The sequence below is a fragment of the Enterobacter ludwigii genome (assembly GCA_023023105.1).
In the GTDB taxonomy this organism is placed as follows: Bacteria; Pseudomonadota; Gammaproteobacteria; order Enterobacterales; family Enterobacteriaceae; genus Enterobacter; species Enterobacter adelaidei.
This window is the reverse complement of the sequence record CP083824.1, coordinates 1774446-1795343: the sequence shown is the minus strand read 5'-3', so window position 1 is coordinate 1795343 and position 20898 is coordinate 1774446. Positions and strand designations below refer to the sequence as shown.

The following is a 20898-nucleotide window of genomic DNA, read 5'->3' as shown; positions in this document are numbered from 1 at the left end:
GCCTCCAGAACGTTATGCAGCCCGATGGCTGTTCATGATTTGAACCTTTACGCCCACCAGCTGCGCCAGCGCGTCTATCGCTTCCAGAGTTTCACGCCTGATTACCGGTTGCGGTTTCCCGGTGAATACCGCGTTGGTAGCTTCGATACATTCTTTGTTCACTCTGGCGGCCCGGTAGAGCATGCAGTCCTTCTGCTCCAGCTCGTTATCAATCGCGGCGCGCACCGCATAGCTCAGCGCCTCTGCCTGCTTGAGATAATTCGGCGTATCGTTTCTGAAGGCGCGCTGAATAACCTGCTTGTTGTTGTGCAGTCGGCGCGCGTACTCGTCAGGGTCGGTAACGTCATTGAGTGTCAGCAGCAAATCACCAAAGTGATGCGGGGTTATCAGCTGCGTGACCGTCTTCCAACCCTTTTCCTGCGCCCAGGACTCCAGTTCGCATGCCAGCTTTTTGATTTCCATCAGTCAGACTCCTTTGAATCTTTTGGGTTATCTTTGTGCTCATACAAAACTGAGTCGTACTTCAATGCACCACCCGTTATCTTTTCCAGTCGCGCGGCTCGTCGTTCGGGGACCAACTCCCCCCATTCACTGACAGAGGATCGAGCGATGTTGAGAGCTCTCGCCACATTGGCTTTTTTCCCAAAGTGTTTTATTACATCTTCGGTTTTCATTGGGTTCTCCTTGGTAAGTTTTCCTAACTTTATATGTTAAGGAAAAAAGAGTCAATGCGCGTTAGGATTTCCGAACTATGAAAACGATCGGTCAGCGTATAAAAGAGCGACGCTCTGCCTTGAAATATACCCAGCGCAGCCTAGGTAAACAGGCTGGGGTTGCCCATGTCACAATCTCTCAGTGGGAACGTGATGAAACCTCACCGAGGGGCGATAACCTATTCAAACTAGCTGCAGCACTGAACGTGGAGCCAGGCTGGATCATTAAGGGGGATGAGGGGTATGAACCACCATCAGCCGAATCCTACAGATTGTTATCCCCACAGCAGCATCAGCTTCTAGAGCTCTTCGATAAGCTTCCTAATGCAGAGAAAGAGCAACACATCATCAATTTGCGGGATAAGGTCAAGGACTATGATGAAACGTTCAATGACCTCATAAAAACCAAAAGCAAAGAAGAAATCCTGCAGATCCTCAAAAACCTCGACATCAAATAATTTTCCACCCCATAGGCCGCTCCAGCAGCGGCCTTTTTGTGTTTTCCATACCCCTTCCGTTAGGTTTTGCGAAATTTAAACTTGACGATTTGTTAGGTTTAAATAACAATCAGCGTTATCAAAACTTAACAGCAGTAATCAGTAAACGTTCCGCCTACCCGGCGATAAGGGTGATTAGCCAAGCAAAGTAGCAAACAGGGGTTCGAGATGGAAAAAGCATACGAAGAGTATTTCAACAGTCTGGCTGAGGGTGAAGAAGCACTGAGCTTTTCCGAGTTCGTCCAGGCAGTTTCTTGAATGTGGCGTAAGCCAAAGTCTTGAAGGCGGTTTTCTCAGGTTGCGCGCTAAAGCATAGCGGGGAGAACCTGGGGCGGAGAGCAAACCCCGCGATGCAGGACTTGAAATACCTGCACAGACCAATAAGCCGCATGGCAGCGTAACTGCCCTTTACATCTGCCCTGGCGAGGTGGCGCCGCCGAACCAGGGCAGATGAATCGTCCACAACATGTAAGCGCATTCTTCTTTTCACTGATGGGGATCGGTTTGTTAACTGGCGGAATGCGCTTCCAGTTGTGGGCAATCGCAACATGAGGCTACGTGTAGTTTTGGTGGTATATGCGTTTCCCGTGGTCCATGCATATACCACCCTTTTTAAAGCTGGTTTCATAGTGGAGTGTTCATATATGGATAAGACACAATTAACACCGGAACAACAAATTGCCTGGGCACAGGGAAAACTCGTCACTTCAGTATTTCTTCGTGATGTTGCCGGATGCCATGCCGCCTGGAAAGTATTACGGAAATACAGAAATTTCGTTGTGCATCGCCAACCTCATCAGGAATGGCGAAATAATTTGAAAGTAATTTAATTTTACCAATCTAAAACCTATGCCTTAAACGGCAGGGATTTTCACACCCTGAACTCTGGAGTTTAAAATGAAAGTAAGCATTACAACCGTTGAGCTGAATCTCGTTATCGTAAATAAAGAGATTGCTACCTTTAATATTAACGGTGCCATTTCAGGCGTAGTTCATTTGCCATCATCAGGCCCTGTAACAGTCGTGCTTGACGGTGGCTACGTGCTCGGTGAGTTTCATTGCCCTGTTTGCGCTGTTGAGCACATTAGCTTGCTGTCTGTGAACTTCGCAGAAGCGCAGAACGCTTGTGGCATGTCTTATTATGATCACAAACGCCAACAACTTAACTGATATGGATGACATCATTTGTCATTGCGCTGTTTGCTGCCATAAATATAAAAAATCGGAAATGCACGAAAGGAAAACAGACATATACCCCTTTAAGCGCACGATTTATTTATGTGAGCAATGCAATGAAAAAAGAGAAAAGCGTAACGCGTTAAAAAATGTAAAGCGCGTTATTCGAAAACCATATCGCTAAACATCATTCACCAAAAAATTAATTGAGGTAATTATGTCTGTTGAATTAAAAGTTTTCGGCGGTGCTTATTTCCCAAAAGATAAAGCATTGAAAAAATACCCAGACTTAAAACCGCTTGCTACAGCAGTAAACTCGGCCACAAAAGCTATTGCTGAAGCTGTTATTTTCGGCAAGCTGGCGTCTGAACACCCTGAACATATTGATGATTATTTTAAGGTGAAAATCTGGGAGCACCGTGAGGATTTACCCTGCCCTGAGCTGGATGTTTTCTCGTCTGATTTTTTCGATACCGTGGCTATCTGGAATGTGAATGCAGGTGAACCTGCTGCTGCACCGCAACCAGAAACCGATACTATCGAAACTGGCCGTACCGCGGGCATGAAGATTGTACGCAACCTCGATCACGACTCCCGCGCGGCATGCCTTGCCCTATTCGGCGCAGTGGAGGAAATCACCGATTCGCAGTACGGCCAGGTTGTGGATTTAAATAATGATGACGATGGATGCTTCCAGCGTGAACTGGCCCAGGCCTTTGTGAAGGAGCCACGAGTGTTTGCCCTTAGCGGTGAGCGGCAGGAAGAATTACTGGCGTGGGTGCGCAAAACCATGAAGGTTTCAACGCAATGGCCTGATATCAAAAAAGGGATCACTAAGTGGATTGATACTCCGGCCGCCAAACGTGAGCCCGTATCCCCTGACATCCAGCCAGACACATCAGCCAACCTTGGCGGCAGTAACCCTACCGATCGCAGCCCTGACCTGGTGCATAATCTCGCTACTCTCCGTCTGGAAACCGCGCTTGGTATTCTCTCGGTTGCTATGGATTTCGATATCTACGCCATACCATCCGAAATTATGCGCCGCGCCAAAGAAATCGAAAGTGCAGGAACAGACCCTCGCTTTTCTGCATGGTGGAATAAATTACGTGGCACGCCTGGAATTCTGGATTTCTCCCGCGCAGCCATTATCGCGCTGATTAAAACCGCTCCGGAAGACCTGTATCTTAGGCCGGTTGATCTGCGTGCTTACATTAACCGCAACCTCGTCGAATCTAACCACGCTAAACCGGATCAAAAAACTGTTGATATCGCATGCGGCAACATCAAGCAGGAGAAAAACAATGCTGAAACCAAACCGCCTATACCTAGCGAAACTCAGCCGCCAGCAGTTTGCCCTGCCAAAGCTGCGCAGCTCGACAAAGAACTCAATGAGGCATTCGCTCAGAGCTCATCGCCAGTGCAGCAGCCCACGGACCAGCCGAAGGTGGAGAACCTGGGAGGAGGTGTCTTCTCTGTCGATGCACTGATAAAGACCACCTCCTCAAATGAAGTCACAAAACAGGAAGTACCACCAGCACCAGGCGAACGCGAAATTTCAATTTTGCATGCACTGAATGACCTGATTTCTGGCCGCACCGACATCATGGGGAAAGAAGAGGCAGAGAGAGCGGTGGCATGCACCGGCCAGCTCGTTTCCGATGTTATCCCGCTACTGATGGAAGATATCACCGCCACAGAATTTTGCTTGTCTCCTGATTTCACCGACGAGGAGATCCACGACGTGGCCACCACCATGCTGGATAGCTGGTCCGATGAAATTAGCGTTCGTCAGAAAATCGCTCTTGATGCGATCGTGGAATACCGACGACCGGAACCACCAAAATCTGTCGTGCTCGATCCGCTGGCAGTTACTGCAAAGCCGAAAGCAGAGCCCGAACCAGCATCTGAAACAAACGCTCCGCTTCTTTCTGTGACCTACCTGCAGCAGCTGACCATTGCAGCGCTGCAGGGCTTATGTTCCAACCCGGCTTATTGCAATCAGTATGAGGAATTACCGGCTATGGCCGCCGGGCTTGCCCGCAGCGTGATCAACCATCAGGAAGGTCCCAGTGCGTCTGATTAACCGTAGCAAGGGAGACAGCATCGGCGGGCCAGCATGCGCCGCCGCGCTCAAATGCCATTTTGAGAAATATGGCGAGCATGGTCGCAGCGACAAACAGACATTTTACACCATCAGGATCCAGGGGAGAAAAATTACGGTTGAGGTTGTAAACCGCCCACGTAGTTACGTGGCCACGGCAATGACCCGCGCCAGGAGCCTCCAATGTCTGCCCGGGCTTGATCGGTGATTTCTGACAATCAAATTACTATCTGCCGCTGCGGTATCGTGGCGGCGTCATGGAGTTAAGCATGGCGCAAATCATTTTTGATGAAGAGTGGATGGTGGCGGGAAAGCTCACTGAGAAAACGGGGCTGGATGACAGGCAAATAAAAGCTTATCGCCTCGGATGCTGGATTGAAGGGATTCATTTTAAGCGAGTACCCGCGGTACCCGGTGGAGAAAGCAAACGCGCTTTGGTCTGGTACAACTTTCCGCTGATTAATAGATTTATTCAGGAAGCATGATGAACTTTCCAACCGGCGTTGAACTTCATAACGGAAAAATAAGGATCACGTTTACCTATCGCGGCATTCGCTGCCGCGAAGTTCTCCGTGGCTGGGTGGTTAACAGCAGCAACATCAAGAAGGCGGGAAACCTTCGCGCCGTCATCGTGAGTGAGATCCAGTTCGGCCAGTTCGACTACGCAGCGCGCTTTCCTGAATCGAAGGCTCTTAAAAAATTCTCATCAACTAAGCGGATCACGACGTTTAAAGAGCTGAGCGATTTTTTCATTGATACAAAAGCGCTGGAGGTGTCAGGGGCAACACTGCAGTCTCTCACATCTGCAGTTAACACCCTGAAGCGCGTTGTGGGAGAAAATACTCCTCTGGCTGATATTCAGCATGCCGATATCCTGAATTACCGTAAAGAGCTGCTGACCGGCAGCGTATTAAACCCATCAATGCCTAATCTGGTTAAAAAGGGACGCGCGCCCTCAACAGTCAATAAACAGATGGCGGTTTTATCAGAAATGCTGAAGCTTGCGAATCGCAGTCAGTTTATATTACACGCTCCTTATGAGGGCGTATCCAGGCTCAAGCTATCTAAGGCAGACCCCGATCCGCTTCTACTTCATGAGTATCAGGCACTGATTGCCGCCCTTCCCCGAAAACTGGCTTTGATCATCATTGTAGCCGTCCACACGGGGATGAGGCCCGGCGAGATTTGTGCTCTGGCGTGGGAGGATATCGATCTGAGAAAAGGTGAGATTCACGTATCAAGAAGCCTGACAAACAAACGGGTATTTGTGCCGCCGAAAACAGATGCTGGCATCAGAACGATTACACTGCTTAAGCCTGCTCATGATGCGCTGCTAGAGCAGTTCGAAATCACCGGCAATAACCCAAGGCAGCAGATCATTTTCCATCACCGGGAAATCGGCAAAACAGAGCCGCAAAATCTGCGTTTTGTGTTTTCTCCTGAAAAGAAATCGTCAGTGAATGAGAGCTTTTTTTCCAAAAACTCGATTTCGTATGGATGGAAACGGGGCACTAAACTTTCGGGAATACGTGAGAGAAATCCTTATCAGTCCCGACACACATACGCCTGCTGGACGCTTATGGCTGGTGCTAACCCTTCCTTTATCGCCAGCCAGATGGGTCATGAGGATGCGCGTATGGTGTACGAGGTGTATTCGAAGTGGATCGGAGATATGAACCAGGATCAGGTCAACATGCTGAACAATCAGATGCCGACAGCTTTGCCCCCAGGACGCCCCCAAGGGATTGGAAGTATTAAAAAAGTCATTTAATTTCATGACGCTGGTTCCAAACTCCATAATCAGCGTTAAACTATTCATACCATTAATTTAGGGAGAAGAGATGATGCGCGTATTGGTTGTTGAGGATAATGCATTGCTACGCCATCACCTGAAAGTACAGCTTCAGGAGATGGGACATCAGGTGGACGATGCCGAAGATGCAAAAGAAGCCGATTATTATCTCAATGAACACCTGCCGGATATCGCCATCGTCGATTTAGGGTTACCTGATGAAGACGGTTTGTCGTTAATTCGTCGCTGGCGCAGCCATGATGTTTCTCTCCCGGTTCTGGTTCTGACTGCCCGTGAAGGCTGGCAGGACAAGGTCGAAGTGCTCAGTGCGGGTGCAGATGATTACGTCACCAAGCCGTTTCATATTGAAGAGGTGGCGGCGCGCATGCAGGCGCTGTTACGCCGCAACAGCGGGCTGGCCTCGCAGGTCATTTCTATCCCTCCATTCCAGGTTGATCTCTCCCGGCGGGAATTAGCCATCAACGATGAAGTGATCAAGCTGACCGCCTTCGAATACACCATTATGGAAACGCTGATCCGTAACAACGGCAAAGTGGTGAGCAAAGATTCTTTAATGCTCCAGCTTTATCCAGATGCTGAACTGCGCGAGAGCCATACCATTGACGTACTAATGGGACGTTTGCGTAAGAAAATTCAGGCGCAGTACTCACAGGACGTGATCACCACCGTTCGTGGTCAGGGCTACCTGTTCGAATTACGCTAAATGAGACGGATTTTGCGCCACATACTGCCCCTCTCGCTACGGGTTCGTTTTTTACTGGCAACGGCCGCCGTTGTCCTGGTCTTGTCGCTTTCGTACGGTATGGTGGCGCTGGTGGGCTACAGCGTCAGCTTCGATAAAACGACCTTCCGGCTGTTGCGCGGTGAAAGTAATCTGTTTTATACCCTGGCAAAGTGGGAAAACAACAAAATCACCGTTGAAATGCCGGAAAACCTCAACCAGCAGAGTCCAACGCTGGCCCTGATTTATAACGAAAAGGGAAAATTGCTTTGGGCACAGCGCGATATCCCCTGGCTGGTCAACAGCATTCGTCCGGAGTGGCTTAAAACCAACGGGTTTCATGAAATTGAAGCCGATCTCAATACCACCAGCTCGCTGATTCGTGAAGATCGCTCTCTGCAACAGAAACTGAATGAGATCCGCGCCGATGATGCCGAAACGGAAATGACTCACTCAGTTGCAATCAATCTTTATCCGGCGACGTTGAACATGCCGCAGTTGACCATCGTAGTGATCGACACCATTCCTGTGGAACTGAAACGTTCTTATATGGTCTGGAGCTGGTTCATCTATGTTCTGGCCGCGAATCTGCTGCTGGTGATCCCACTGCTGTGGGTGGCGGCGTGGTGGAGCTTGCGCCCCATCGAATCACTGGCGAAAGAGGTTCGCGAACTGGAAGAACACCACCGTGAAAAGCTCAACCCTGCAACCACGCGTGAACTGACAAGCCTTGTGCGGAACCTCAACCGCCTGCTGAAAAGCGAGCGCGAACGCTATGACAAATACCGCACCACACTTACCGACCTGACGCACAGCCTCAAGACACCGCTTGCGGTAATGCAAAGCACATTGCGTTCAATGCGCAGTTCAAAACTCAGCGTCGATGATGCTGAACCGGTGATGCTTGAACAAATCAGCCGTATCTCTCAGCAAATTGGCTACTATCTGCATCGCGCCAGTATGCGCTCGGGTAGCGCGTTATTAAGCCGCGAATTACATCCTGTAGCGCCACTGCTGGACAACCTCACGTCTGCGCTGAACAAGGTTTACCAGCGAAAAGGGGTAAATATCAGCCTCGATATCTCGCCAGAGATCAGCTTCGTCGGCGAGAAAAATGATTTTATGGAAGCGATGGGGAACCTGCTCGACAACGCCTGCAAGTACTGCCTGGAGTTTGTAGAAGTGTCGGCGCGTCAGACAGAGAACGAACTGCACATTATTGTTGAAGATGATGGCCCGGGCATTCCACTTAATAAACGTGAAATGGTGTTCGATCGCGGCCAGCGTGCCGACACACTGCGTCCCGGCCAGGGAGTGGGATTATCCGTCGCACGTGAGATTGTCGACCAGTACGATGGCAACATCGAAACCGGTGATAGCTTACTGGGCGGCGCCAGAATGGAAGTGATTTTTGGTCGTCAGCAGCCCATATTGAACGATAGTTAACCCGTTATGTGAAAAATGCGAGGATCTCGCACCCAGGCTCCTGAGCTTCCGTTATAATCCGAGTCAGTAAGAGCCTGCGGAATAAAAAAATATGGACTATCACTTAACACTTAACTGGCCTGAGTTTATCGAACGTTACTGGCAAAAACGCCCGGTGGTTCTGAAACGCGGGTTCAGTAATTTTATCGACCCCATCTCTCCAGACGAACTGGCCGGTCTGTCCATGGAAAACGAAGTCGACAGCCGCCTGGTCAGCCACCAGGACGGGAAATGGCAGGTCAGCCACGGTCCTTTCGAAAGCTATGATCATCTCGGTGAAAACAACTGGTCACTGCTGGTGCAGGCGGTCAACCACTGGCACGAGCCGACTGCCGCATTAATGCGTCCGTTCCGTGCCCTGCCTGACTGGCGAATGGACGATCTGATGATCTCCTTCTCCGTACCTGGCGGCGGTGTGGGTCCGCATCTGGATCAGTACGACGTATTTATCATTCAGGGAACTGGCCGCCGCCGCTGGCGCGTGGGCGAAAAAGTGCCGATGAAACAGCACTGCCCACATCCGGACCTGCTGCAGGTAGACCCTTTTGAAGGGATCATCGACGAAGAGCTGGAGCCGGGGGATATTCTCTACATTCCGCCTGGATTCCCGCACGAAGGTTATTCACTGGAAAATTCGCTGAACTACTCTGTCGGGTTCCGTGCACCAAGCGGTCGCGAGATGATCAGCGGTTTTGCCGACTATGTTCTGCAACGCGAGCTGGGCAGTTATCGTTACAGCGATCCCGATGTCCCAGCGCGCGAGCACCCGGCTGATATTCTGCCAGAAGAGCTGGATAAACTGCGCGGCATGATGCTGGATTTGATCAACGAGCCCGAACATTTCCGTCAGTGGTTTGGTGAGTTTATCAGCCAGTCGCGTCATGAGCTGGACGTTGCGCCGCCAGAACCTCCGTATCAGGCCGATGAAATTTATGATGCGTTGCAACAGGGCGACAAGCTGGTTCGTCTGGGCGGGTTGCGCGTTCTGCGGATTGGCGAAGAGGTGTTCGTCAATGGCGAGAAGCTGGATTCACCACACCGTCCTGCCCTCGACGCCATCGCCAGCCATCTGGTGCTGACTGCTGATACCTTCGGCGATGCGCTGGAAGATCCCTCTTTCCTCGCGATGCTCTCTGCGCTTGTAAACAGCGGGTACTGGTTCTTTGAGGACTGAGTTGTAAACATTTTCCGGGTGGCGGCTGCGCCTTACCCGGCCTACAAAAGCTCGATCCCGTAGGCCCGGTAAGCGCAGCGCCACCGGGCATTATTATTTGCGCTCACCCGCTGCAAAATCCTCAATCTCTCCAGCCCAATCCACCGGATACAACCCTTCCCGTACTTCACGATGAAACGTTGAATACGGCCAGTCGATAACTTTGCTAACATAACCATGCTTCATCGGGTTGATGTAGATATAATCCATATGCCGCCGATAGTCTTCTTCGTTACGGATGGTGTGTTCCCAGAAGCGCGACTGCCAGATGTGACGCATTTCAATGTTACGACTGAACGTTTTTTTGATATCCCGCCAGCGAGCCGAAAAATCACAGTCTCCTTCCGGTAAGGTCCAGATACAGTGCATATGTTCAGGAAGGATAACCCAGGCGTTGATGGTGAAGGGTTTAGCTCGTTTAACCGTTGAAGTGGCGGAACGCAGGCTATTGATATGGCGGGTAAGCAAATCACTCTGGCGGTTTTGCAGGTTGACGGCGAAAAACCAGGTTCCACCGGGGATGTAGAGGCGACGATAGTTTGACATGGGCATTCCTTGCCTTAACGCCGGGTGGCGGCTGCGCCTTACCCGGCCTACATTCTGATCGTAGGCCCGGTAAGCGTAGCGACACCGGGCAATGTCTTACTGCTTCGCGGTTAACTCCGCTATCCGCACAATCACCTTCACTGCTTTTTCCATCCCTTCCAGCGTCACAAATTCGTGTTTGCCATGGTAGTTGTAGCCACCGGTAAACAGGTTCGGGCAAGGCAACCCCATAAATGACAGCTGGGATCCATCAGTGCCGCCACGAATCGGTTTTAAGATCGGTTCAATGTCGCAATCGCGCATCGCCTGCTGGGCGATATCAATAATATGCGGATGCGCCATCACCTTCTCACGCATATTGTAATAGCTGTCTTCGATGATCAGCTCGATATAGCAGTCAGGGTGCAAGCCCTTCCCAACCTTCTTCGCGATCTCCATCATTTTACGCTTGCGCGCTTCAAACGCTTTGCGGTCAAAATCGCGGATGATGTAGTGCATCTGCGCGCTATCTACGGTGCCTTTGATGCTGGTCAGGTGATAGAAACCTTCATAGCCTTCCGTCTGCTCCGGGCTTTCTTCTACAGGTACTTCCGCATGAATGCGTGATGCCAGCGACAACGCATTCACCATCACTCCTTTGGCGGAGCCTGGATGAACATTGTTCCCGACAATCTTGATCGTCACCGATGCGGCATTGAAGTTTTCATACTCCAGCTCACCTACACCACCACCATCGACGGTATAAGCCCACTTCGCGTTGAAGGCCTCCACATCGAAATGTTTCGCCCCCTTTCCGACCTCTTCATCAGGCGTGAATGCCACGCGGATATCACCGTGTGGAATATTTTTACCCTTCAGTACCGCCAGCGCGGTCATGATTTCCGCGATCCCCGCCTTGTCATCTGCCCCCAGCAGCGTTTTCCCGTCGGTGGTGATCAACGTCTGGCCGAGTAACTGGTGCAGCACCGGAAACATCACAGGAGAGAGCACTTCATCACCAATGCCCAGCGCAATATCACCGCCGCGGTAGTTTTCAACAATCTGCGGGTTCACGTGTTTGCCGCTAAAGTCCGGAGAGGTGTCGACATGGGAGATAAAACCAACCGCCGGAATATCGCCCGGGACATTTGCAGGCAGCGTTCCCATCACAGTGCCTTTATCGCTTAACGTGACGTTAACCAGCCCCATGGCGTCAAGCTGCTCTTTAAGCAGGTTTAATAACTTCCACTGGCCTTCGGTGCTCGGCACCTGGCGGACACCCGGTTTAGATTGGGTATCCAGCGAAACGTACTGTAAAAAACGCTCAAGTAATTTATCCATGCAGTCACCCTCACTTTTTGTGACAACATTATCAATAAGCATCAAAACGCAAATATTGCGTCAGGTCACTTTTATCCCGCAAACGAGAATATTTTCCGTTTATATCGTTATACGCTAGTAAATGTAGCTTATGAATCAGTGACAAGGATTGGCGATTCCAGTGGTTTACCGTAGAATGTCCGCCCTCATTACGAGTCACCAAGGTGGTTACACACAAACCCCGCTTCAGTCTGCTGCCTGAGGCGTCTATATGGGACAGCGCAAAAATTGAATACACAATCCCGTTCACGTTCACCGCTGGTGCAACTGGAACGAATTCGTAAGAGTTTTGATGGTAAAGAGGTCATTTCAGAGCTCAACCTGACCATCAATGACGGTGAGTTCCTCACGCTGCTGGGCCCCTCTGGCTGCGGCAAGACAACCGTACTACGCCTTATTGCCGGGCTGGAAAATGTCGATAGCGGCACAATCCATCTTGAAAACCAGGATATTACCCAGGTCCCCGCTGAAGATCGTCACGTTAACACCGTCTTTCAGAGCTATGCGCTTTTCCCGCATATGACCGTGTTCGAGAACGTGGCATTTGGTTTGCGCATGCAAAAAACGCCGGCCGGCGAAATCCCTCAGCGTGTCACTGACGCGCTGCGTATGGTGCAACTGGAAGAGTTCGCACAGCGTAAGCCCCATCAACTTTCCGGCGGTCAGCAGCAGCGTGTGGCCATCGCCCGCGCCGTGGTGAATAAACCGCGTCTGCTCCTGCTGGATGAGTCTCTTTCAGCACTGGATTACAAATTACGCAAGCAGATGCAGAACGAGCTTAAAGCCCTGCAGCGCAAGCTTGGCATTACCTTTGTGTTCGTGACCCACGACCAGGAAGAGGCGCTGACCATGTCGGACCGTATCGTGGTCATGCGCGACGGCAAAATCGAACAGGACGGTACCCCACGCGAAATCTACGAAGAGCCGAAAAATCTGTTTGTCGCCAGCTTCATTGGTGAGATCAATATCTTCAATGCCACGGTGATTGAACGTCTGGACGACCAGCGCGTGCGCGCCAGTGTTGAAGGTCGCGAGTGCAATATCACGGTGAATTTCCCCGTCGAAAAGGGACAAAAACTCAACGTTCTGCTGCGGCCGGAAGATCTGCGTGTCGATGAAATTCACGGTAATACGGAGGCTGAGGGGCTTATCGGCTATATCCGCGAGCGGAACTATAAAGGGATGACGCTGGAATCCGTCGTCGAACTGGAGAACGGCAAAATGGTGATGGTCAGCGAGTTCTTTAATGAGGATGATCCTGACTTCGACCACTCTCTCGACCAGAAAATGGTTATCAACTGGGTAGAAAGCTGGGAGGTTGTACTGGCTGATGAAGAACACAAGTAAATTCCAGAATGTGGTGATTGCCACTATCGTCGGTTGGCTTGTGTTATTTGTCTTTTTACCCAACCTGATGATCATTGCCACCAGCTTCCTGACCCGTGACGATACAAACTTCGTTTCGCTGGTCTTTACGCTGGAAAACTACGCGCGCCTGCTCGATCCGCTCTATTTTGACGTGCTTCTTCATTCACTCAATATGGCGCTGTTCGCCACCGTTGCCTGTCTGGTGCTCGGTTATCCATTTGCGTGGTTTCTGGCGCATCTGCCGCAAAAGGTCCGCCCGGTGCTGCTATTTTTACTGATAGTGCCTTTCTGGACCAACTCGCTCATTCGCATCTACGGGCTGAAAATCTTCCTGAGTACTAAAGGCTATCTCAACGAGTTTCTGTTGTGGCTGGGGGTGATTGATACGCCAATGCGCATCATGTTTACGCCGGGCGCGGTGATCGTTGGACTGGTCTATATCCTGCTGCCGTTTATGGTCATGCCGCTCTACTCCAGCATTGAAAAGCTGGATAAACCCCTGCTTGAAGCGGCTAAAGATTTGGGTGCCAATAAACTGCAGACCTTTACCCGCATTATCATCCCGCTGACCATGCCCGGTATTATCGCGGGCAGTCTGCTGGTGATGTTGCCGGCGATGGGGCTATTTTACGTTTCTGACCTGATGGGCGGAGCGAAAAACCTGCTGATTGGTAACGTCATTAAAAGCCAGTTCCTCAACATCCGTGACTGGCCGTTCGGCTCGGCCACCAGCATTACCCTGACGGTGGTAATGGGCCTGATGCTGCTGATTTACTGGCGCGCTTCAAGGCTGCTGAACAAGAAGGTAGAACTCGAATGATCGGTCGACTGCTTCGCGGCGGTTTTATGACCGCCATTTACGCTTACCTTTATATCCCGATTATCATTTTGATCGTGAACTCGTTTAACAGTTCGCGCTTCGGGATTAACTGGCAGGGGTTTACCACCAACTGGTACAGCCTGCTGATGAACAACGACAGCCTGCTGCAGGCCGCTCAGCACTCGCTGACGATGGCGATTTTCTCCGCCACCTTCGCGACGCTGATTGGCTCCCTTACCGCCGTGGCGCTCTACCGCTATCGCTTTCGCGGCAAACCGTTCGTCAGCGGCATGCTATTTGTGGTGATGATGTCACCCGATATCGTCATGGCGATTTCGCTACTGGTGCTGTTTATGCTGCTGGGCGTTCAGCTTGGCTTCTGGTCACTGCTGTTTTCCCATATCACCTTCTGCCTGCCGTTTGTGGTGGTGACCGTCTTTGCGCGCCTGAAAGGTTTTGACGTGCGCATGCTGGAGGCGGCGAAAGATCTGGGCGCCAGCGAGATGACCATCCTGCGCAAAATCATCCTGCCGCTGGCGATGCCCGCCGTGGCTGCTGGATGGCTGCTCAGCTTTACCCTGTCGATGGATGATGTTGTCGTCTCCTCCTTTGTGACCGGGCCGAGCTATGAAATTCTGCCGTTGAAAATCTATTCGATGGTAAAAGTCGGCGTTTCACCTGAGGTGAACGCGCTGGCGACCATTCTGCTGGTGTTTTCGCTGGTTCTGGTGATCGCCAGCCAGGTTATTGCTCGTGATAAAACAAAATCTCAGGGGACAATGAAATGAAAAAAATGCTCGCCGCTGCGGCGCTGGTGCTTGGCATGGGTGCGGCACACGCTGATGACAGCAAAACGCTCTACTTCTATAACTGGACCGAATATGTGCCGCCGGGCCTGCTGGAACAGTTCACCAAAGAGACGGGCATCAAGGTTATCTACTCGACCTACGAATCGAATGAAACCATGTACGCCAAGCTCAAAACCTACAAAGACGGCGCGTACGATCTGGTGGTTCCTTCCACCTACTTTGTCGATAAAATGCGCAAAGAGGGCATGATCCAGAAGATCGATAAAACGAAGCTAACCAATTTTTCAAACCTCGATCCTGAGATGCTCAACAAGCCGTTCGACCCAAATAACGACTACTCCATTCCATATATCTGGGGAGCAACTGCGATTGGCGTTAACAGCGAGGCCGTCGATCCGAAATCGGTGACTAGCTGGGCCGATCTGTGGAAACCGGAGTATAAAGGTAGCCTGTTGTTAACCGACGACGCACGCGAGGTATTCCAGGTTGCGCTCCGCAAGCTGGGCTACTCTGGCAACACGACGGATCCAAAAGAGATTGAAGCGGCGTATACCGAGCTGAAAAAGCTGATGCCTAACGTGGCGGCCTTCAACTCTGATAACCCGGCAAACCCGTATATGGAAGGTGAAGTGAACCTGGGCATGGTCTGGAACGGCTCAGCGTATGTCGCCCGCCAGGCCGGTACGCCGCTTGAGGTGGTCTGGCCGAAAGAAGGCGGTATCTTCTGGATGGATAGTCTCGCAATTCCTGCCAATGCGAAAAACGTGGATGGTGCTCTGAAGCTGATTAACTTCCTGCTGCGCCCGGACGTGGCTAAACAGGTTGCTGAGACGATTGGCTATCCGACGCCCAACCTGGCCGCACGCAAGCTGCTGAAGCCTGAAGTGGCTAATGATAAGTCGCTCTACCCGGATGCCGAAACCATCAGCAAAGGTGAATGGCAAAACGATGTCGGTGACGCCAGCCGCCTTTACGAGGAGTACTACCAGAGATTGAAAGCGGGCAGATAAACACACCGCGTTCTTCCTCACGCCGTCTGTACGGCGTGAGGAAGCGTTTAACTCACGGCATTCTCCCCCGCCCAGAGTGTTGCCCTTCGCATTGCCTCGACCACATCCTCATCTGACAGCCCAAGCGCCTGACGAACTCTGGTCGCATCGTCCCACCGCTGCTGCTCATAATAACGGCAAAGCGTAACCATATCCGATAACTGCCCTTCATGATGGCACAGCGCATTGCTCACACTCTGTGGCACCGCGATTTGCTTCATCAGCTCAGCCATCGGCAGTTCAAGGAGAGTATCAAGCAGTGAAAACAGACCGCACATGAAGGCATTTTCAGCCAGCGTCGGTTCGTTCATCTTCTCTGCAATCAGTTCACAGAACTTTCCGCGCATCATGCTCAACGGGTAAAGCTCGCTGACGGTATCATTCCCCGCACTCGCCAGGAGCACGACGGCAACAAACCGCCTGAGCTGGTTTTCCCCGAGATATCTGAGCACTTCACTCAGGGTTAACTTACTGAAATTACAGGCGCCGACATGTTTAAATGCGGTGTGCTTCATATAGCGCATGATTTTATACGACAAGGTGAGATCGGTTTTTATCAACGACTCGATGATCCGAAAATCAGGTTTATTGCGTCCCACTTCCATTTGCAGACGGAAAATAGCCAGCTGATTTTGCGATAATCTTTTATATTTAATCACCTCCGGACGGCAGAAAAAATATCCCTGAAAAAGAGAAAAACCTTCATCCCGGTATAGTTTGAATTCCTCTTTAGTCTCAATTTTTTCAGCGAGATATTTAATATGTCCGGTCAGGTGTTTACGTTCATTCAGATACTGTTTAATTTGCGCTAAGGAATAATTTCTGACATCGAATTTCAGTATTGAAATATAGGGTAAAAAAGCATCCCACTCCGGAGCAAGGGTGAAATCATCAAGTGCGAAGTGGTATCCGTGCGCATGCATTTCCCTGACAGCCAGCAATAGATCTTCCCCTGGAACAGCATCTTCCAGGATCTCAATGACCACTTTCTCTTTATCAAGCGCCTCTCCACTGCGGTCAATGACCATCCTGGAAGGAAAATTAATAAACGACACATGCGCCCCGGCGATGCGCTGAGAGGGCACACATAAAAACTGGTCGGATATCATTCTGGAGGTGGCATATTCCGCCGACACATCCGGAAAACGGTTTGTCATCCCATCTCTGAAAAGCAGCTCATAAGCTACCGTATTCATATCAGGATTAAAAATGGGTTGTCGCGCGATAAATCCGTACATATCCCATCCTCCTCTACAACTTTATATTTATTAGCATCCTCTTTCTACACGACGATAACGAGCATTATCGAGTACTATTTTGATTGAATGCACAAAATAAAAGCATCCACACTAACTAACAGGATTTGAAATCCTGAAATTTAAATTAAATATACCTGGTACTCTACAGAAAGGAGGCGATATATCCGATAAGTAATGTGTGCCTGCCCGACATGCACAACATTACGGGAGATGAGAATGAAAGACGCCATGGTCCGAAAACAAAAAATGAGAGTCAAGACGTTGATGCTATTGTCCATTTTCCTCACGGTGACGGTGGGCTTTACCGCAACGATCGGGTTTATGATGTGGCAGTGGATGGCACAGCAAGACATTCTCGCCAAAAAACATATCCGGCAAATTGCCGAAGTGCAGTCTTTGCAGGTCAGCAAACAGCTGGATTCCGCCCTGTCAGCCGCCCGGGATATGGGCAACAGCGCTCTGGCGCTGCACGAGGCGGGCGTAACCGATCGTCAGAGCCTCAATCAGTTGCTCACCCATTATCTCTCGGCTCACCCACAGTTTCTCTCCATGTCGATGGCCTTTGAACCCAACGCTTTCGACGACAAAGACGCCACTTTTGCCGGGCAGAGCGGTGAAGACCCTGCCGGGCGTTACGCCCGCTACGTCGACCGCGACGCCACCGGCAAACCCGCATTGCACTTGCTGACGGATTTCGAATCGCCGGGCAGCGGCGATTATTATTTGCTGCCGAAGCAACGGCATAAAGATGTGATCATCGAACCTTATATTTATCCCTACAACGGCGTGGACGTGATGCTTACCTCGATTGCCGCGCCCATCATGCGTGATGGTCAGTTCCTGGGATCAGTCACCTCTGACTTCTCGCTTGCCACGCTGCAGTCGATGATCGGGGCGATTAAACCGTGGAACGGCACTGGTTATGCCCTGCTCCTCTCCGCGGGTAATAACGTGGTTTCCAGTCCGGACAAACGTGCCACAGGCAAGCCTTACGCGGGCAAGATTGCCGGTAATGACGTCATCCGGGCGGACGATCCGCTACTGAAAGAAGAAGTGTTTATCACCTGGCAGGACATTGTTATCGGCAACAGTCAGACACCGTGGAAACTGGCTATTGTCACACCGGTCAGCGAAGTGATGGCCGAAGCAAGGGCATTTTTACTGAAAGCTATCATCCTGATGGTGTTAAGCATCGTTGCCGTCAGTCTGGTGATGGCACAGATATTTACCCGTAAAGTTGACCGTCCGGTTGGAGGCGAACCGGCAGATGCCGCGGGGATCGCCCTGGCTGTTGCCCGAGGGGATCTGAACAATACCATCCCGGTTCGTCCCGGGGATACCAGCAGTATTTTTTACGCGCTGCACACTATGCAGATGCAGCTCAAGCGCATCGTCGACAATATCAGCGAAGCCAGCCATTCCGTACACGGCGGCACCAGCGAAATTTCGGCGGGTAATCTTGATCTCGCTTCACGTACCGAAGAACAGGCGGCAGCGATTGTTGAAACAGCCGCCAGCATGGAAGAGATTTCGGTCACGGTGAAGAACAATGCCGATAATGCGCATAAGGCGACAACGTTGACCGACCGCGCCGCCACGCTCGCCGGGCACGGGGAAACACTGGTGAACGACGTGGTCGTTGTGATTGGAGAGATTGATGAGAGCGCACGTAAGATCGGCGAGATTTACAGCATCGTCGATGGCATTGCTTTCCAGACCAATATCCTGGCGCTGAATGCTGCCGTTGAAGCGGCCCGGGCTGGCGAACAGGGACGCGGTTTTGCGGTAGTGGCAGGTGAAGTCCGCAATCTTGCCCAGCGCAGCGCTAACGCGGCTAAAGAGATCTCTCAGCTGATCGCCGAGTCGTCAGGTCGCGTCAGCAAAGGCGTTGAGCTGGTCAATGAGACGGGGGTCATGATGAAACAGGTCATTGAGGCCGTATCGCATGTCCATCTGGTGATCAACGATATGGTTCAGGCCCTGGACGAGCAGAATCGGGGAATTAGCCAGGTGAGCACTGCCGTCAATCAAATGGACAGTACGACCCAGCAGAATGCTTCTCTGGTTCAGCAAATCTCTGCGGCTGCCCTCTCGCTGGACGAACAGGCTAAGTCGCTGGAGAAAACGCTGGCGTTCTTTAATTCATAACAAAAAGGCACCCGGAAACGGGTGCCTTTTTGGATTACAGCCCTTTCAGCAGCTTGTCGACAAATTCCGGTACGACCGTACTTGCCAGGCCATAGTGCTTCTCTTCAAACTCGCTTCCCACCTGGCTTGGCTCCAGGTTCAGTTCGACCGTATGCGCACCATGCAGCCGCGCCTCGTGAACAAACCCCGCCGCCGGGTAGACATGGCCTGACGTGCCAATAGCGATAAACACATCTGCCATCGCCAGCGCACTGTAGATCTCATCCATCCCCAGCGGCATCTCACCAAACCAGACCACATGCGGACGCAGCCGCGCGGGGAACTGACAGCAGTGGCATTTATCCTCTGGCAGCACGTCCTCTTTCCAGTCCAGCACCTGACCGCTCCAGGCACAGCGAACTTTCAGCAGCTCACCGTGCATATGGATGATGTTGTGGTTACCGGCCCGCTCATGCAGGTTGTCGATATTCTGCGTAATCAGCAGAAAGCGATCGCCCAACGCCTCTTCCAGCTTCGCCAGCGCCAAATGCGCCGCGTTCGGCGCAATCTCAGGCTGCTGAAGCTGGCGACGGCGGGCGTTGTAAAACGCCTGCACGAGATCCGGGTCGCGGGCAAAGCCTTCCGGTGTGGCCACATCCTCCACGCGGTGCTCTTCCCACAGCCCGTCCGCCGCGCGGAAGGTTCGAATTCCTGACTCGGCGGAGATCCCCGCCCCGGTCAGCACCACCACTCTGGGTTTATCCATCGCTTCTGGCATCATTCTGTCTCTGAAAAAGATCCGCTGGCGCAAGCGCTCACGTAAGCGGCGTTTGTTTTTGCGAAAACGGCTGAGTCGACCCTGGCGACGCGACAGCATAGAAACCTCGTAAACTAATCGGTGAGATGAAGGAATGCGGCTCCGCGCATGCCTCCTGCGTCCCCGTGTCGCGCGCGTTCAATACGCGGCACGCGGGCAACCGGCAATAAATGTCGGGGCAAACGCCCGGACAACCGTTCCGTAATCGCGGTAAAGTTTGAAAGCCCTCCCCCGATCACCAGCAGGTCCGGGTCGACGATGGTGAGAATGTTTCCCAGACACACCGCCAGCAGATCCAGATAGCACTCAACGTGCTCACGCGCCTGCGCATCCCCTTGCTCCCACAGGGTAATGATTTGAGGAGCTTCAAGTTTCTGATGATAGAAGTGTTCGTAAAGCCATGCAAACCCGCGGCCTGACAGGTAGTTCTCAATACAGCCGTGCTGACCGCAGCCGCAGCGGGTCAGCGGGAAATCACGCCCCACCACATCAAGCGCATCCACCGGCAGACGGATATGGCCAAACTCGCCTGTGATGTAGCTGCGCCCGGTGATGGGCTTACCGTTGAAAATGATCCCACCACCAACGCCGGTGCCGAGGATCAGCCCCATCACCAGGGGATACTGTGTAAATTCTTCGTCCCAGGCTTCCGAGAGCGCAAAGCAGTTGGCATCGTTGTCTAAACGCACGTCGCGTTCAAGGAGAGCTGAGAGATCTGCGCGCAGCGGTTTACCGCTGGCGGCAGGCACGTTGGCCGCGTAAAGCGTACCGTCGTCGGTTTCGGGCATGCCCGGAATACCAATGCCGACGCTGCCTTTCACGCCGAAACGTTCATCCGCCTGCGCCACCAGCGTGGCAATGGCGGTTAAAAATTCGTCGTAGCTTTCGCGCGGCGTGGGAACGCGGGTTTCCCACTGCAGTTTGAGATCTTTATCAAACACGCCGAGCGCCATCTTGGTGCCGCCAATATCAAATCCATAATACATAATGCATTCCTCTTTCTGACATAGCGGCCTCAAAAC

Annotated in this window: 22 protein-coding genes; 15 read left to right on the top strand and 7 right to left on the bottom strand. The window is 51.7% G+C overall.

Features of this window, described 5'->3' with window-relative positions; all coding sequences use genetic code 11:
• Positions 1–12 precede the first annotated feature (12 nt).
• Together LCD46_08550 and LCD46_08545 are read right to left on the bottom strand one after the other, a co-directional pair.
• Positions 13–462 carry a hypothetical protein gene (locus LCD46_08550; GenBank protein UOY72343.1) on the bottom strand — a complete coding sequence of 150 codons (450 nt, stop codon included), beginning with the start codon at positions 460–462 and terminating at the stop codon, positions 13–15.
• Positions 462–674, bottom strand: coding sequence for a Cro/CI family transcriptional regulator (locus LCD46_08545; protein UOY72342.1), 213 nt, complete (start codon positions 672–674; stop codon positions 462–464). The genes LCD46_08550 and LCD46_08545 overlap by 1 nt, the downstream gene beginning before the upstream one ends.
• A gap of 77 nt (positions 675–751) precedes the next feature.
• Between LCD46_08545 and LCD46_08540 the strand changes: the two genes are divergently transcribed.
• From LCD46_08540 to LCD46_08495, 10 genes are all read left to right on the top strand, one after another.
• Positions 752–1171 (top strand): helix-turn-helix domain-containing protein, encoded by a 420-nt coding sequence (locus LCD46_08540; protein ID UOY72341.1) that lies wholly within the window; start codon positions 752–754, stop codon positions 1169–1171.
• Between the two features lie 683 nt (positions 1172–1854).
• Entirely contained in the window at positions 1855–2040 is a 186-nt protein-coding gene (locus LCD46_08535; protein UOY72340.1) for a hypothetical protein, read from the top strand.
• Positions 2041–2107: 67 nt separating this feature from the next.
• Positions 2108–2380, top strand: a complete 273-nt coding sequence (locus LCD46_08530) for a hypothetical protein (GenBank protein UOY72339.1) — start codon at positions 2108–2110, stop codon at positions 2378–2380.
• A gap of 223 nt (positions 2381–2603) precedes the next feature.
• Complete coding sequence (locus LCD46_08525) at positions 2604–4472, top strand: exodeoxyribonuclease VIII (GenBank protein UOY72338.1); 1869 nt, start codon at positions 2604–2606, stop codon at positions 4470–4472.
• The gene (locus LCD46_08520; protein ID UOY72337.1) at positions 4459–4698 is read left to right on the top strand and encodes a DUF4060 family protein; all 240 of its coding nucleotides are present in this window, start codon (positions 4459–4461) and stop codon (positions 4696–4698) included. The genes LCD46_08525 and LCD46_08520 overlap by 14 nt, the downstream gene beginning before the upstream one ends.
• A 61-nt stretch (positions 4699–4759) precedes the next feature.
• A complete protein-coding gene (locus LCD46_08515; protein ID UOY72336.1) occupies positions 4760–4975 on the top strand; it encodes an excisionase family protein in 216 nt (71 codons plus the stop codon).
• The gene (locus tag LCD46_08510; protein ID UOY72335.1) at positions 4975–6261 is read left to right on the top strand and encodes a site-specific integrase; all 1287 of its coding nucleotides are present in this window, start codon (positions 4975–4977) and stop codon (positions 6259–6261) included. The genes LCD46_08515 and LCD46_08510 overlap by 1 nt, the downstream gene beginning before the upstream one ends.
• A gap of 73 nt (positions 6262–6334) precedes the next feature.
• Positions 6335–7006: a two-component system response regulator PhoP gene (gene phoP / locus LCD46_08505; GenBank protein ID UOY72918.1), complete on the top strand. Its 672-nt coding sequence runs from the start codon at positions 6335–6337 to the stop codon at positions 7004–7006.
• The gene (phoQ, locus tag LCD46_08500) at positions 7007–8470 is read left to right on the top strand and encodes a two-component system sensor histidine kinase PhoQ (protein UOY72334.1); all 1464 of its coding nucleotides are present in this window, start codon (positions 7007–7009) and stop codon (positions 8468–8470) included.
• A 91-nt stretch (positions 8471–8561) separates the two neighbouring features.
• Positions 8562–9683, top strand: coding sequence for a cupin domain-containing protein (locus LCD46_08495; GenBank protein ID UOY72333.1), 1122 nt, complete (start codon positions 8562–8564; stop codon positions 9681–9683).
• A gap of 93 nt (positions 9684–9776) precedes the next feature.
• Here LCD46_08495 and LCD46_08490 read toward each other — a convergent pair whose 3' ends face one another.
• Positions 9777–10268: a transposase gene (locus LCD46_08490; protein ID UOY72332.1), complete on the bottom strand. Its 492-nt coding sequence runs from the start codon at positions 10266–10268 to the stop codon at positions 9777–9779.
• 96 nt (positions 10269–10364) lie between these two features.
• A complete protein-coding gene (gene pepT / locus LCD46_08485; protein UOY72331.1) occupies positions 10365–11588 on the bottom strand; it encodes a peptidase T in 1224 nt (407 codons plus the stop codon).
• A 237-nt stretch (positions 11589–11825) separates the two neighbouring features.
• On the opposite strand from pepT, the gene potA reads away from it, so the two are divergent.
• Genes potA through potD form a run of 4 tightly spaced genes read left to right on the top strand, consistent with a single transcriptional unit; the run spans position 11826 to position 15634 of the window.
• Positions 11826–12974, top strand: a complete 1149-nt coding sequence (gene potA, locus LCD46_08480; GenBank protein UOY72917.1) for a spermidine/putrescine ABC transporter ATP-binding protein PotA — start codon at positions 11826–11828, stop codon at positions 12972–12974.
• Positions 12958–13815: a spermidine/putrescine ABC transporter permease PotB gene (potB, locus tag LCD46_08475; GenBank protein UOY72330.1), complete on the top strand. Its 858-nt coding sequence runs from the start codon at positions 12958–12960 to the stop codon at positions 13813–13815. Before potA ends, potB begins: the two co-directional genes overlap by 17 nt.
• Positions 13812–14603: a spermidine/putrescine ABC transporter permease PotC gene (gene potC, locus LCD46_08470; GenBank protein UOY72329.1), complete on the top strand. Its 792-nt coding sequence runs from the start codon at positions 13812–13814 to the stop codon at positions 14601–14603. The genes potB and potC overlap by 4 nt, the downstream gene beginning before the upstream one ends.
• Entirely contained in the window at positions 14600–15634 is a 1035-nt protein-coding gene (gene potD / locus LCD46_08465) for a spermidine/putrescine ABC transporter substrate-binding protein PotD (GenBank protein UOY72328.1), read from the top strand. The genes potC and potD overlap by 4 nt, the downstream gene beginning before the upstream one ends.
• A gap of 47 nt (positions 15635–15681) precedes the next feature.
• Here potD and LCD46_08460 read toward each other — a convergent pair whose 3' ends face one another.
• The gene (locus LCD46_08460; GenBank protein ID UOY72327.1) at positions 15682–16911 is read right to left on the bottom strand and encodes an HDOD domain-containing protein; all 1230 of its coding nucleotides are present in this window, start codon (positions 16909–16911) and stop codon (positions 15682–15684) included.
• Between the two features lie 237 nt (positions 16912–17148).
• On the opposite strand from LCD46_08460, the gene LCD46_08455 reads away from it, so the two are divergent.
• Positions 17149–19080: a methyl-accepting chemotaxis protein gene (locus tag LCD46_08455; protein ID UOY72326.1), complete on the top strand. Its 1932-nt coding sequence runs from the start codon at positions 17149–17151 to the stop codon at positions 19078–19080.
• A gap of 34 nt (positions 19081–19114) precedes the next feature.
• Here the strand turns inward: LCD46_08455 and cobB are convergent, their stop codons facing one another.
• Positions 19115–19936: an NAD-dependent protein deacylase gene (gene cobB / locus LCD46_08450; protein UOY72325.1), complete on the bottom strand. Its 822-nt coding sequence runs from the start codon at positions 19934–19936 to the stop codon at positions 19115–19117.
• A 14-nt stretch (positions 19937–19950) separates the two neighbouring features.
• Complete coding sequence (nagK, locus tag LCD46_08445; GenBank protein ID UOY72324.1) at positions 19951–20862, bottom strand: N-acetylglucosamine kinase; 912 nt, start codon at positions 20860–20862, stop codon at positions 19951–19953.
• Positions 20863–20898 lie beyond the last annotated feature (36 nt).